At 42.4% G+C, this 13,439-nt stretch carries 13 protein-coding genes and 2 tRNA genes; 4 read left to right on the forward strand and 11 right to left on the reverse strand.

The annotated features are described in order from the left end of the window. Window positions 1–4 precede the first annotated feature (4 nt). The 4 genes from N477_RS01880 to N477_RS01895 form a co-directional block, all read right to left on the reverse strand. A complete protein-coding gene (locus N477_RS01880; RefSeq protein WP_063360933.1) occupies window positions 5–1,180 on the reverse strand; it encodes a mandelate racemase/muconate lactonizing enzyme family protein in 1,176 nt (391 codons plus the stop codon). A gap of 8 nt (window positions 1,181–1,188) precedes the next feature. Further along, window positions 1,189–1,956 (reverse strand): class II aldolase/adducin family protein, encoded by a 768-nt coding sequence (locus N477_RS01885; RefSeq protein ID WP_063360934.1) that lies wholly within the window; start codon window positions 1,954–1,956, stop codon window positions 1,189–1,191. Between the two features lie 157 nt (window positions 1,957–2,113). Beyond that, window positions 2,114–2,434, reverse strand: a complete 321-nt coding sequence (locus tag N477_RS01890) for a c-type cytochrome (protein WP_419555230.1) — start codon at window positions 2,432–2,434, stop codon at window positions 2,114–2,116. A gap of 123 nt (window positions 2,435–2,557) precedes the next feature. After that, complete coding sequence (locus N477_RS01895) at window positions 2,558–3,100, reverse strand: DUF2058 domain-containing protein (RefSeq protein ID WP_063360936.1); 543 nt, start codon at window positions 3,098–3,100, stop codon at window positions 2,558–2,560. Between the two features lie 254 nt (window positions 3,101–3,354). On the opposite strand from N477_RS01895, the gene N477_RS01900 reads away from it, so the two are divergent. Further along, window positions 3,355–4,506, forward strand: a complete 1,152-nt coding sequence (locus N477_RS01900; RefSeq protein WP_063360937.1) for an MFS transporter — start codon at window positions 3,355–3,357, stop codon at window positions 4,504–4,506. On the opposite strand, the gene N477_RS01905 is transcribed toward N477_RS01900, so the two are convergent. Together N477_RS01905 and N477_RS01910 are read right to left on the reverse strand one after the other, a co-directional pair. Then, window positions 4,470–4,973, reverse strand: coding sequence for a prolyl-tRNA synthetase associated domain-containing protein (locus N477_RS01905; RefSeq protein ID WP_419555227.1), 504 nt, complete (start codon window positions 4,971–4,973; stop codon window positions 4,470–4,472). The genes N477_RS01900 and N477_RS01905 overlap by 37 nt on opposite strands. After that, window positions 4,970–5,356, reverse strand: coding sequence for a hypothetical protein (locus N477_RS01910; RefSeq protein WP_196760565.1), 387 nt, complete (start codon window positions 5,354–5,356; stop codon window positions 4,970–4,972). Before N477_RS01910 ends, N477_RS01905 begins: the two co-directional genes overlap by 4 nt. Before the next feature lie 124 nt (window positions 5,357–5,480). Between N477_RS01910 and N477_RS01915 the strand changes: the two genes are divergently transcribed. Further along, window positions 5,481–5,556: transfer RNA gene (locus N477_RS01915), tRNA-Ala, on the forward strand. A 30-nt stretch (window positions 5,557–5,586) separates the two neighbouring features. Next, window positions 5,587–5,662: transfer RNA gene (locus N477_RS01920), tRNA-Ala, on the forward strand. Between the two features lie 5 nt (window positions 5,663–5,667). On the opposite strand, the gene N477_RS01925 is transcribed toward N477_RS01920, so the two are convergent. Further along, on the reverse strand, window positions 5,668–6,915 hold the full coding sequence (locus N477_RS01925) for a glutamate-5-semialdehyde dehydrogenase (RefSeq protein WP_063360940.1): 1,248 nt from the start codon (window positions 6,913–6,915) through the stop codon (window positions 5,668–5,670). Window positions 6,916–7,186: 271 nt separating this feature from the next. Between N477_RS01925 and N477_RS01930 the strand changes: the two genes are divergently transcribed. Next, complete coding sequence (locus N477_RS01930) at window positions 7,187–9,043, forward strand: cation:proton antiporter (protein WP_063360941.1); 1,857 nt, start codon at window positions 7,187–7,189, stop codon at window positions 9,041–9,043. 9 nt (window positions 9,044–9,052) lie between these two features. Here N477_RS01930 and N477_RS01935 read toward each other — a convergent pair whose 3' ends face one another. The 4 genes from N477_RS01935 to hflK form a co-directional block, all read right to left on the reverse strand. Continuing rightward, complete coding sequence (locus N477_RS01935; RefSeq protein ID WP_063360942.1) at window positions 9,053–9,676, reverse strand: tetratricopeptide repeat protein; 624 nt, start codon at window positions 9,674–9,676, stop codon at window positions 9,053–9,055. A 118-nt stretch (window positions 9,677–9,794) separates the two neighbouring features. Continuing rightward, window positions 9,795–11,111, reverse strand: coding sequence for an adenylosuccinate synthase (locus tag N477_RS01940; RefSeq protein WP_063360943.1), 1,317 nt, complete (start codon window positions 11,109–11,111; stop codon window positions 9,795–9,797). A 185-nt stretch (window positions 11,112–11,296) separates the two neighbouring features. Further along, window positions 11,297–12,175: a protease modulator HflC gene (gene hflC / locus N477_RS01945; protein ID WP_063360944.1), complete on the reverse strand. Its 879-nt coding sequence runs from the start codon at window positions 12,173–12,175 to the stop codon at window positions 11,297–11,299. Window positions 12,176–12,178: 3 nt separating this feature from the next. Further along, a complete protein-coding gene (gene hflK / locus N477_RS01950; RefSeq protein WP_063360945.1) occupies window positions 12,179–13,342 on the reverse strand; it encodes an FtsH protease activity modulator HflK in 1,164 nt (387 codons plus the stop codon). Window positions 13,343–13,439: the final 97 nt, after the last annotated feature.

A 13,439-nucleotide genomic window follows, 5' to 3' on the forward strand; every position in this document is an offset into this window, starting at 1 on the left:
TATGTTATTTTATTTCAACGCGTTGTGATCGCATCACAACTTCATCATTCAGTTCAATACCGATACCAGGCTCTTCCGAGACTTTAAACACACCCTTTTCTGGCTGGGGATCTTGAAGACAAAGCTCTCTATTCCACTTTTTAATCGCATAAGTATGGTGTTCATGGATTAAGAAGTTAGGAATGGCCGTTTCTAGATGCAATGAAGCTGCGGTTGCAACTGGGCCACCACATACGTGCGCTTGAATGCGGATATCAAAAATATCTGCATAGTCACATACTTTCTTCGTTTCAGTAAAACCACCACATAAACCAATATCAGGTTGTAATACATCAATACTTTGATCTTCAAAGTAAGGCCTTACATCCCAGCGATTATACAAACGCTCGCCGCCGGCAATTGGTACAGCCGTTTTATTAGCAACTTTAGCGTGTAGTGAGTGGTTTAAGTAGTTCACTGGCTCTTCGTAGTACATGCAGTCAAACTCTTCTGCAATTTCTGCAATTTGAATTGCCGATGTTGCACCTGGCAAACTGTGACATTCAAAAATAATGTCCACTTCATCGCCAACCGCTTCGCGAATGGCTTTCATACGTGAACGATAAAGTTTCATTTCACCACGAGAAATCAACTTAGTACGATCGTAATATGTATTGCCATCTTTATCATACATGATAGGGTCAACTTTCACCGCGTCATAGCCTTCAGCCAATGCTTTGTGTGCCGCTTCAGCATACTCATGTGGCTGTACAAGTGCTTTGAATTCATCATCCCAGTCAAACTGTAGCTGTGATGCGTAAGTGCGTAGCTCTGGGTTTACTTTACCACCTAGCAGCTGATAAACCGGTAGCTTTAACGCCTTACCTTTGATATCCCAAAGCGCAGTGTCAATCGCACTCATCGCTGCATACACCACAGGTCCGCCACCCAGTCCCCAAAAGCTCTCTCTCAACATACGAGACCACAAAAGCTCAGTTTGAAATGGGTCATGGCCAATCAAGAATGCTTCTGCCATCTCTTTAATCATACTTGCAGCAGCACTATGACCTAAGTCGTAAGCAAGTCCAGCTTCACCCACTCCTGAGATCCCTTCATCTGTGTGGACTCTCACAAAGACAGGTGTCCAAGCTGGTCTGTCTGGACAATGTATATCAAATACTTCGACGCGATTTACTTTCATTATGACTCCTATTGAGCAAAGCCCGGATCTAAGCGATATGCTTTTCTCAGCATTGCTGGCCAAGCAACTTGACCACCGGTACTGCCGCTGTGCACGACTTTAGCTTGTTTGTATATATTATCTTGAATTGGTTGTGGTACTTGTATAGCTGGCTGACCAGTCGACATAATTGCGACTTGAATTTCACACGCACGTTGTAAATCAAAAAAGCGCATGAAAGCGTCACCAATTGTTGGTCCCACTGTTAAACCACCATGGTTGACTAGGAGCATGTGATTAGTATCACCGAGATCCGACTGCAAACGAGCTCTTTCATCGTCATTCACAGCAAGTCCCTCATAACCATGATAAGACAGTGATGGCAACGAGAACATACTGTGCTGGCTCAATGGCTGCAGTCCACCTTCAAGACTAGCCACAGCTATCGTCTCTTTGGTGTGCAAATGAATCACACAATGCGCATCCTCTCGAACTTCGTGAATTGCACTGTGAATTGTGAAGCCCGCAGGATTTATTTCAAACGGTGTATCATCAAGAATATTGCCTTGCAGGTCTACCTTTACAAGATTAGAGGCAGTGACCTCATCAAAACTTAAGCCAAACGCATTGACTAAGTATTGATCTGTCCCGGGTAATCTGGCTGACATATGAGTATAAATTAAATCACCCCAACGGAAATGCTCTACTAAGCGATAGCAAGCTGCAAGATCAACACGTAGTTTCCACTCTTCTTCACTTACCTTTCCCTTTAGCTTTAACTCGGGTAACTCGAACATCACGGCTCCTTATACTCAACATGGCGATTTTAGATGTTTAGAAGTCTAAATCACAAAAAAAAATAGTTCAACACACAGGAGTCATCCTGCGTAAATTAATTCGGTACTAAAAAGCCACCCAAAGGTGGCTTTTATATTGATCCTAAATTTGAATCACTTATTTGACTGTTGATAGATACTCAGCAATTGCTTCAAGTTCAGCATCAGAGACACTTGCCACCATGGCCTTCATCGCAGCAGACATCCCATTGGTGCGTTTACCAGATTTAATGTCTTTCATCTGCGCCAACGTGTACTCTTTGCTTTGTCCATTGACCTTTGGATATAGCGGCATAATAGGCGCCTTACCTTCTGCCCCATGGCACGTTTGACACATTTTCGCAGTGTACAAAGCCTTACCATCTGCCGCTGCCACATTGCCGGATGCCAATATAGTTGCAGTCGTTACCGATGCGAACACAAATTGCTTTATCTTCATCATATCATTTCTCTTTTTTGACGGTTATTTAACCAGTGTAGTAGACCCAAAGCCGCTCTACACAATTACTTATTCGGATTTAAAAAATGAACCGAGTCAATAAAGAAAAATGAGATAAATAAACTACCAGACTAAGTCATCAGGGACTTCGAAATCCGCATACGGATCATCATCGTCCTTTTTATCACTGGTGTCTTCTACATGGAAAACAATATACTTTTCATCGACTTCGGCAATTTTTCTCGCAGGCTCATCTTCCAGTACATAAAACTGACTTTCCAATACACAAATGGCCAAGCGGCCTTTGGATAAAGCTTGCTGTGTCGACTCATTAACATCTAATTCCTTTACTTTATTTTCGAAAGTGAAGTTAAATGTGCGGTCGCCCCTAATTTCTTCTTGATTATGATGCTCAAGAATTTGCTTCACACGAGCAACTTGCTCACGTTCTTTTAAGTCATCTTGTTTTGCTTTATTCAGCGCTTCTGCTTTTTGCTGCTGTGCAAGCTTGGTCTGCTCAATATGCTTTTGCAGATCCGTTTGGTCGCTCGTTGCGCCTTTTTTCTTTTTCTTCTTTTGCTGTTTGCGCTTTTCCGTTTTAGCAACTTTCATTTTGTGCTCAGTTGTCAAACCGGCTTTTAACAGCTGATCCTGTAGAGAACCCATCATGTCACTCCATCAATCTAAACTTGCCGCCATTTTAATACCAAACTGGGCAAATCTCTAAATAATTTCTCTCATGACGCAGTAAAACAACCTGACAAATATAGGAAACAAACACCTTCCCTTGTCCTCTGCCCACTAATCTACCAAGTTCATCGAAGTAATTTATGATGTATAACAAGTTTTTACTTCTTTTTAGAGCAAAAGCGTCGTCAAAAGTAGATAATAATATTGCACTCAAATTAAGAAACTAGAACATGCCCATATTTCATTTGCTATCGTGCTCAATCGTTGTATTTTTTGTGTTGTATGCCCCACAACCGTTATTGGCCATGTTCGCCGAACACTACCAAGTCAGTCCAGCCAAAGCAGGGCTATTAATGACAGTCACCATGCTACCACTTGCTGTAGCGCCTATTTTCTATGGTCTGGTTTTAACTCGGCGATGTAAGTTAACAATGTTGCGATACACCATGCTTGCGCTAGCAGTATGCTGCCTCGTCATTAGCGTCACTCAGCAATTCGAAATCTTCTTATTCATGCGATTTATCGAAGGCTTAATGCTTCCGGCGGCACTCACATCTATGACAAGCTACATTGGCCAAACTTGGCAGGGACAAAACCTTCGAGAAAAAATGACATGGTATGTGGGTAGTACCATAGTTGGTGGTTATGCAGGGCGCGCATTAGCAGCAAACTTTACTAACTGGTGGGGATTTGAGAGTTTTTACCTGTTCAATGCAGGGTTACTGATCGTGCTCGCGTTGATGATCCGCCCCACACCTAAAGAGCAAAACGATGCCAAGCCAATTATCTCTCCAAAAGACTATCTAAAGCCGTTAAAAACAACTCAACTACTGCGCTTATACAGCGCGGTATTTTGTATGTTTTTTTGTTTTTCAGCCTTACTTAATTACTTACCTTTTATTTTAAGTAATGAATATGACATAAAGGACCCATCTACCATAGCTTGGGTTTACAGCGGTTATTTAATTGGCGCAATTATCTCCATGTTAACGCCTTTTTTATCCAAGATCTCACGTAACAATTGGCTGATTTTAAGCGTCTTATTCGCTGTATATTCAACAAGTTTACTGATTATGCAGTGGCGTAATTTAGATACATTTGTCGCGATGTTCACATTGTTTTGCGCCTGTATGTTCATGATACATGCAAGCGCTGCGCCTTTGGCCAATGAAATCAGTACAGCCAATGCCGGTGTCACTAATGGTGCGTATGTATCATTTTACTACTGTGGAGGTGCACTGGGCACTTTTGTACCCGGCTTCATTTATCAACTTTATGGCATGCACGTCTTTTTATTGAGTTTGTTGCTTGTCTGTATAACCGGAGGCTATTTAACATTGCTCAATTACCGTTCTGGCAAAGTAACCCAGCTAGGCTCGTGACCACTGTTTTGCCAAAAGACTTTTAAATCTTCAAGCGTTAGTACCCATGTTTTGTCATTTTCAAATGGGTGGCACTGCCATTGCTCAGCGTGTGTTAACTCCCTATCAAGCCATAATTCGACCTGCTTATGCTCATCGTTGAGTGTTGCCAAGGCGGAAACACAGCCGGGCTTCACTTTTAAGTATTTTTCTAACCGCTCACTAGAGCAAAACCCTAACCGAGATACACCTTGTTGTTTTGACAGTGTTTTTAAATCTAATTGTTTGTCAGATAATGTAATGACCAAAAAATGACGTTTACCATAATTATCTCTCAGAAATAGGTTTTTTAACCCTACCCCTGCTCTTTCAAGACCAATCTCATTTGCTATGGTGCAATTATCCAAAGGCACATGTTGATAGCTTATATAGTCAATGCCTAGCTGTGCTAATTGCTCAGCAAGTAAGTCAGAGCTAGGTAAACTCACAAGCAACGCCCTCGCAATTGCACACTGCGTTGACGCCAGTACACATTGTCAATATTGTAACCTGCCTGACAATAGGCTTCGTCTTTTAGTGCTTGCTGTAATAGGCTGACCGCTTTATCTTCTAAAGCTAATTTTAACTCCGGTGATTCCTCAACCCGTTTAAACTCTGAGAATTTTTCTAGCTGTTTTTTTGTAATTGGTTTGTTTTTAGCTAATTCCATCTGCGGAGTGCGTTTTACCGTAACGACGAAAGCAAATTCCGACTGCCCGTTTTCATTTTTACGCTTATGCAAAGTTTGCTTTTCAACTTCGAAGGCTGGCTTTGGTACAGAGCTGCAAGCTACCAAAAGGGTTGACAAGAGCAACAAAAATAGACGACTCATAATTTTCCTATCCATAATTTTGCCCCAGTGTACCAAAGCTAGTCGTATTTTTGAGTTTTTTAAGAAAAAAACTTGACGCGAGGTGCAAAAGCCTTTAAATTTCGCCTCGTCCAAAAGACATGTTGGGGCTATAGCTCAGCTGGGAGAGCGCCTGCCTTGCACGCAGGAGGTCAGCAGTTCGATCCTGCTTAGCTCCACCAATTTTTCTTTTAGATATTCCCAAATAAAGTGGGGCTATAGCTCAGCTGGGAGAGCGCCTGCCTTGCACGCAGGAGGTCAGCAGTTCGATCCTGCTTAGCTCCACCACTTTTCTACTCTCTGATATTTCCAGATCCGTTTACTAAATATTTTTCTGTTGTTAAAGACTCAAGTCCCATTGGACCATAAGCGTGTAACTTAGTTGTTGCGATGCCAATTTCTGCACCTAAACCTAATTGACCGCCGTCACTAAATCGTGAAGACGCGTTGACCATCACCACTGATGCATCAACTTGCGCTTGAAACTGTTGAGCCGCTTGCGCTGAGCTTGTGCAGATCACTTCTGTATGATGACTACCAAATTGGTCAATATGCGCCAACGCCCCAGCTAAATCCTCAACAATGCGAACCGCAATTTCAAGCCCTAGATATTCTTGACCAAATTGATCGTCTGATAAGATATTTGCACAGCTAAAATAAGCAGCCGAAGACTGGCAAGCATGCACCTGAACCCCTGCCTGACTTAATACTTCACGCACTTTTGGTAAAAGGATTGGCGCAATAGATTGATGAACTAACAAGCCCTCTAACGCGTTACATACGCCTGTTCTTTGTGTTTTACCATTCAGTAACAGCGCAATCGCCATGTCGAGATCAGCATCCTTATCAACGTATAGGTGACACACGCCTTTGAAATGTTGGATCACCGGAATAGCGCTATGTTTAGTCACAAATTCAATCAGCCCTTCACCACCGCGCGGTATCACCAAATCGATATCGTCTTTTTGCTGCATCAGTTCAAGCAGCAAAGCCCTATCTGGGTCTGGCACAACCGTGATTAATTCAGCTGGCAAGTCATACTCTTTCAGTACGTTGTGCAGTGTGTTAGCAATGGCCAACGAGCTGTTCAACGCTTCTTTGCCACCTCGCAATATTACCCCATTACCAGATTTGAAACACAATGCGCCCGCATCCGCGGTTACATTCGGTCTTGCTTCGTAAATCATGCAAATAACCCCAAGTGGTACACGCATTTTTTGCACTTCTATGCCACTTGCTTGTTTACCTAGTATTCGCTTTTCTCCTACAGGATCTGGTAACTGCGCGACATCCTCCAGCCCTGATGCCATATCTTCAATACGTGTAGGGGTTAAAGTGAGGCGATCTATCATTGCCGCAGACAAGTTATTTTCATTAGCCGCTTGTAGGTCTAATTCATTAGCTTGTTGAATTTCGCATTTACTTGCTCGAATAGCCGCAGCCATCGCATTCAATATGGTATTTTTCTGCTCAGTATCCAATATAGCGAGCTTTTTCGCAGCAATAGCAGCATTTTTTGCTAAATTTGTGATTAACGTCATTCTCTTTTCTCTCATTCCTAGTACTTAAATGCAGGGCTTTATAAGCCATTACACTCTCATTGATAATACGCATGTTCAAAGCTTCGGGTAAAGTGAATATTGTTTAAATCACATCCACTTCTTAGACCAAGTCGACCTTCTATTAATGACATGAGGAATGATAAAAATAGCGAAATTTTAATAACTTATTCTCTTTTTTGACTTATTTACTATGATATAACCGAGCTAACACTATACTAATATTCAATGAGCTAACTAGGCTGGAGAGTTTATGTCGGCTATTTATATTGCCGCGATTGCCATATTTTCTGTATTTGCCCAATGGCTAGCATGGGTTGCTAAAGTACCCGCAATCTTGTTTTTATTATTAACCGGTTTATTACTTGGCCCGGTATCCGGGGTGTTAGATCCTGACCAATTACTTGGGGACTTACTCTTTCCCGTCGTTTCCTTGTCTGTCGCCATTATTCTTTTTGAAGGCTCATTAACACTTCATTTTAGGGAGCTAAAAGGCATTGGCAAGGTGGTTAGAAACTTATGCTCAATCGGCATGCTGACCACATTTATCATCATTACGGCCTGTGCCATCTATGTGTTAGAGCTTGATTGGCCTGTGGCTGCAGTACTTGGCGCAGTTTTGGTCGTTACTGGTCCGACAGTCATTGCTCCAATGCTCAATGCAATGCGTCCAACCAAGGATATTGATAGAATCTTACGTTGGGAAGGGATAGTCATTGACCCTATTGGCGCATTATTCGCTGTTTTAGTGTTCGAAGCTGTCAGCTTGGTTGGGAAAGACGGGGTGTTTAGTCACACCTTAATGGCTTTGTTTTCTACGCTCGGTGTCGGGCTCAGCGTAGGCATTATTTCTGGCTGGTTTACTAGCTTGATCATTCGCAAAGAGTGGTTGCCATTTGAGCTACATAAATTTGGCATATTGGCGTTAGTGCTTATGAGCTTTACGTTATCAAATCACTTAAGCCATGAGTCAGGGTTACTCGCAGTCACTATTTTTGGGATATGGCTTGCTAATCAAGATGATTTGGAAATTGACGCTGTGCTTGAATTTAAAGAAGACTTATCCATGATCTTAATCTCTAGTCTATTCATTTTACTTGCAGCGCGATTAAAACTTGAGGAACTCATGATGTTAGACAGCGGCATCTTTTGGTTTCTTGCCGTCGTATTATTTGTCGCAAGGCCACTGAGCATTGCCGTATCAACGTTTAACAGTGATATTCCTTTTAAATCTAGACTCATGCTTGCCTGGATTGCACCTCGCGGTATCGTGGCTGCTGCAGTTGGCTCAGTCTTTGCTCTGAGCATGGCACAATCTGGTCATCCTGATGCGGCAAAAATAGTACCTTTGATTTTTACTGTCATCATAGTCACGGTGATCTTACAGAGTCTCACTGCCACACCATTAGCTCGTTTACTCGGTGTTAGGCAACCCAGTCCGAATACTTTACTCATCATAGGCGCTAATCACGTAGCTAGAGCCATAGCATGCGGGCTAAAAGAGCAAAGTATTGATGTCTACTTATCAGATCCCGCTTGGGAAAACTGCAAGATGGCAAGAATGGACGGATTACCTTGCTACTATGGTAACCCTCAATCAGAGCATGCAGAGCGCTACCTGCCGCTTACCAGCCTTCACTCTGTATTGGCACTGTCGCCTAATAGGCACCATAACGCACTCGGCGTACAATACTTTTCGCATCTGCTAGATGAGCAAAGCGTTTACTCATTAAAGTCTTCGACTAACCATGCAAAAGCCAATAAAGACAGCGCGACATTTTTATCTCGTCAAATATTATTTGGTGATACAGGCAACTACGCCAAGCTTAGTAGCCTAATGGCAAAAGGCGGCAAGGTAAGTGCAACTCGATTGTCTGAGGAGTTTAGCTGGGAGCAATATTTAGAAGTGAATAAAGAGGCAATCCCACTATTTATTATTTCTGAGCAGAAAAAAGAAGATGATCCACTGTCAATTAGACCTTTTACGTCTGAAGATAAAAAACAACCAGAGCAAGGTGACAGAATTTTGGCTTTGCAGCCGCCAAAAATGTCAATTTTAAAGGACTCAGTAAATAAAGAAGCTTCTATTGGAGAAAAGCTCAATAGCTAAACCGATAAACTAATTAAGCATTCTTGCCCGTTTAATCACACTCTCGGGCATTTTTTTTGCCAATTTTGCCAGTGCCATTTCAATTTGCTTATGTATTGATTTATCAGCAACAACCGCGTGGAATAGCCAACGATAAGCATCTTCATAATCTCTCGGGCTGCCAAACCCTTGATTAAATAACCCCACCAAACGTAACTGCGCCTTTAAGTTACCAAGTGCAGCAGCTTCACGTAAATAAACTATGGCCATGGCTTTGTCTGCTTGTACAAGTTGACCTACATCATAATAGCGCCCTAATTGCTCCAGTGCTGCCGCTAAGCCTTGCTGAGCAGCTTGGCGCATGTAATATAACCCAAGCTCCACGTCACGCTCAACACACACAGCGTACGCTAACATATCACCATACAAAAATTGATACGAAGGCAAACCCATTATTTCTGCTCGGGCTTCAATATCTTGTACCAATTGGCAATCATCTGCTTTTACTCGCTGTAGATGTTGGTTATTGTTGATTAAAGTGATCAATTCATCTTGCGTATACAAAGGAACAGCTTCAATTTGTTCATTGGCCAAAGCGTGTCCAGCGAAACTAAAACCGAGCAGTAATAAAGGGAGTCGAAGTGTTTTAATCATAACTTTTAGCATTTAATATGAGTCTAAAAATATGAATACAAAAAGCGTACCAAATTATCATGGGAAGCTTATTTCAGGCATAAAAAAAGCTGCCGTAGCAGCTTTTTTTTAACTTTAATTATTCACCAAATGGGTTGCGAACAATCATAGTCTCTACACGGTCTGGACCTGTTGAAATGATATCAATTGGTACACCCGTAATTTCTTCTAAGCGTTTGATGTAATTGATTGCAGCTTCAGGAAGCTGCTCAACAGAAGTTGCACCGAACGTATTTTCGCTCCAACCTGGCATCTCTTCGTATACTGGTGTTACCTTCTCGTAACCTTCAGCAGCTAATGGCGTTACGTTAGTAACCGTACCATCTTCAAGCTGGTAACCAGTACAGATCTTAATCGTCTCAATGCCATCAAGTACATCTAGCTTTGTTAAACAGAAGCCTGTGATGCTGTTGATTTGGACTGCACGACGCATAGCAACTGCATCAAACCAACCAGTACGACGCAAACGACCTGTCGTTGCACCAAACTCGTGACCTTTTTCACCTAAGTGCTTACCAACTGGATCTTGCTTATCTAGACCATCGTAAAGCTCTGTAGGGAAAGGACCTGAACCTACACGTGTTGTGTAAGCTTTAACAATACCAAGTACATAGTCTAGGTTTAGTGGACCAAAACCAGCACCTGTTGCTACACCACCTGCCGTTGTGTTCGAAGATGTAACATACGGGTATGTACCGTGGTCGATATCAAGCAATGTACCTTGTGCACCTTCGAATAAGATGTTGTCACCTTTTTCACGAGTCTGGTCAAGCAGCTCAGTTACATCAACAACCATTGACTTAAGGATCTCTGCAATTTCCATCGCATCATCATATGTCTTCTGGAAGTCAACTGGCTCAACTTTGTAATAATGCTCTAGTGAGAAGTTGTGGTACTCAATCACTTCTTTAAGCTTTGCAGCGAATTGCTCAGGGTTGAATAGGTCGCCAACACGAAGGCCACGACGCGCAACTTTATCTTCGTAAGCTGGACCGATACCACGACCAGTTGTACCAATTGCTTTGTTGCCACGTGCAAGTTCACGCGCTTGGTCTAGCGCAACATGGTAAGGAAGAATCAGAGGACATGCTTCACTGATAAGAAGACGGTCACGCACTGGTACGCCACGTTCTTCAAGCATGTTAACTTCTCTCATTAACGCATCAGGAGCAAGTACTACGCCGTTACCAATCACACACTTTACGTTGTCACGTAAAATACCTGATGGAATTAGGTGTAATACAGTTTTCTCACCATTAATTACCAAAGTATGGCCTGCGTTGTGTCCACCTTGATAGCGTACAACTAAAGAAGCCTTATCCGTAAGTAAGTCAACAACCTTACCTTTACCTTCGTCACCCCATTGGGTGCCTAATACAACGACGTTTTTACCCATTGCAATATCACTTAGAAAAAATTAGGCGCAGATTTTACCAGAAAAGGCAGGTGGAAATCACCCTGTTTCGAATGATTTTTCTTCAGTCAATTTGATATTAGATAAAACTGTTTGAAATAAATACAAAAAAGCCCGACATAACGCGGGCTTTTTATTTCAGTTAAATGACATTACAAGCACAAAGGTTACTTACTGTCCTTTTGCTTCATGTAGTCAAAAAACTCACTATCAGGCGAAAGTACCATCACATCGCTCTTGCTTGTGAAAGTTTTCTTATATGCCTCTAATGAGCGGATAAAACCGAAAAACTCAGGGTCCTTGTTGTAAGCTTGCGCATAGATGTTTGCAGCTTCAGCATCCCCTTCACCTCGTACAGTACGCGCATTACGCTCAGCATCTGCCAACATAACCGTTACGCGTCTATCAACCTCTGCACGAATTGTTTCCGCTTTCTCTTGACCTTCAGAGCGGTGCTCTTTTGCAACAGCAGTACGCTCAGCACGCATACGCTGGAAGATAGAATTACTTACTTCATTAGGTAAGTTAATCTGCTTCACACGTACATCCAGTACTTCAATACCAAGCTCTTGTGCACTCTCAGATGCTTGAACAAGCGCTTCTGCCATCAGCTCACTACGTTCACCAGATACAATCTCTTTAATGGTACGAGAACCAAAGTTTGTTCTTAGACCGTTGTTCACTTTCTGCTTAAGTAGTGTTTCTGCATATTGCTTATCACCACGCGCACGCAAGTAATAGTTAGAGAAGTCACTTACGCGCCACTTTACATAAGAGTCGACGATAAGGTCTTTTTTCTCGCTTGTTACAAAGCGGTCAGGCGCGCCATCGAGCGTTTGAATACGCGCATCTAAGTGACGAACTTGGCTAAAGAAAGGCACTTTAAGGTGTAAGCCTGGTTCATACACAACCGCGTTATCTGAGCTGTCTTTTTGAACCTTACTGAATAATAATACAATCGCTCTTTGACCTTCAGTCACGACAAAGACTGAAGAGAACCCTAACAGGGCGAGAAGTATCAAAAAGATAAAACCAAAATTTCTCATCAATTATCTCCCGCTGTTAAAGCGATCTTGTGAAAATCTATCACTGCTACTATTCACACTGCTATTTTGAGACTGACCCAGCGTTTGACGTAACTGGTTAATGTCATTTCGACTTGGCAGGGTAACAGGTGAAGACGATTGAGACTGCTGCATGATCTTATCAAGTGGCAAGTACATCATGTTATTGCCGCCTTTCACATCAACAATCACCTTAGAACTACGGCCTAAGATTTCTTCCATCGTTTCGATATACAAACGCTCACGAGTTACTTGCTTTGCTGCTGCATATTCAGGTAGTAGCTTTTCAAAACGAGCTACTTCACCTTGCGCTTCCAGTATAATACGCTCTTTATAACCTTCAGCCTCTTGAGTCATACGCGTCACTCGACCACGTGCTCTTGGCTCAATCTCTCTTGCATAAGCCTCTGCTTCTCGGATGAAACGTTGCTCATCTTCTTGTGCAGCAATTGCATCATCAAATGCATCTTTAACTTCTGCAGGTGGGCGAGAGTCTTTAAAGTTAACGTCTGTGACAATTAGACCAAGATTATATGGCTCAATAATCTCGTTTAGCTCGTCCCATGTACGTTGACGAACAAGTTCACGACCTGTTGTCAGTACTTGGTCCATGCGAGAGTGACCTACAACATAACGTAGTGCACTATCTAGCGCTTGTTGTAAACTGTGATCGGCATCTGTAACGCTGAAGCGATACAAAGTCGGGTCAACTACACGGTACTGAACTTCAAACTCAACACTAACGACGTTTTCATCTTCAGTTAGCATAAAGCCTGATGCTGACAAAGAACGTACAGCCTCGATGTCAATTGGAATAACACGTTCAATGAAGGTCATTTTCCAACGTAAACCTGGCTCAGCGATGCGGTCAAATTGACCGAACTGAAGTACGATGCCTCGTTCGGCTTCTTTCACGGTGTAGATACCGCTTAGTGCCCATACAATTAAAGCAATGATGAAGATGAAGGTGATCCCTGCACCACCAATGCCGTTTTTATTATTTCCTGGCTTACCGCCAAATATTCCGCCGAATTTGTTGTTAAACTTGCGGAATACCTCGTCCAGATCTGGTGGCCCTTGATCTCTCCCACCGCGATTTTTCCACGGGTCGTTATCATTGCCATTATTACCCGGTTCGTTCCAGGCCATAGCTATACTCCATTGTTATAAAATGAATTAAATTAAATCTAACAAAATTTGCCGCATTCTTATAGCGAATTAGGCTGAATTAGTAATTTTTTCAACT

It is taken from the genome of Pseudoalteromonas luteoviolacea H33-S (assembly GCF_001625695.1).
GTDB lineage: Bacteria > Pseudomonadota > Gammaproteobacteria > Enterobacterales > Alteromonadaceae > Pseudoalteromonas > Pseudoalteromonas luteoviolacea_B.

Coding starts and splice junctions, on each gene's coding strand:
- N477_RS01880 (WP_063360933.1), bottom strand. CDS start 1,180: ATGAAAGTAAATCGCGTCGAAGTATTTGATATACATTGTCCAGACAGA.
- N477_RS01885 (WP_063360934.1), bottom strand. CDS start 1,956: ATGTTCGAGTTACCCGAGTTAAAGCTAAAGGGAAAGGTAAGTGAAGAA.
- N477_RS01890 (WP_419555230.1), bottom strand. CDS start 2,434: ATGAAGATAAAGCAATTTGTGTTCGCATCGGTAACGACTGCAACTATA.
- N477_RS01895 (WP_063360936.1), bottom strand. CDS start 3,100: ATGGGTTCTCTACAGGATCAGCTGTTAAAAGCCGGTTTGACAACTGAG.
- N477_RS01900 (WP_063360937.1), top strand. CDS start 3,355: ATGCCCATATTTCATTTGCTATCGTGCTCAATCGTTGTATTTTTTGTG.
- N477_RS01910 (WP_196760565.1), bottom strand. CDS start 5,356: ATGAGTCGTCTATTTTTGTTGCTCTTGTCAACCCTTTTGGTAGCTTGC.
- N477_RS01925 (WP_063360940.1), bottom strand. CDS start 6,915: ATGACGTTAATCACAAATTTAGCAAAAAATGCTGCTATTGCTGCGAAA.
- N477_RS01930 (WP_063360941.1), top strand. CDS start 7,187: ATGTCGGCTATTTATATTGCCGCGATTGCCATATTTTCTGTATTTGCC.
- N477_RS01935 (WP_063360942.1), bottom strand. CDS start 9,676: ATGATTAAAACACTTCGACTCCCTTTATTACTGCTCGGTTTTAGTTTC.
- N477_RS01940 (WP_063360943.1), bottom strand. CDS start 11,111: ATGGGTAAAAACGTCGTTGTATTAGGCACCCAATGGGGTGACGAAGGT.
- hflC (WP_063360944.1), bottom strand. CDS start 12,175: ATGAGAAATTTTGGTTTTATCTTTTTGATACTTCTCGCCCTGTTAGGG.
- hflK (WP_063360945.1), bottom strand. CDS start 13,342: ATGGCCTGGAACGAACCGGGTAATAATGGCAATGATAACGACCCGTGG.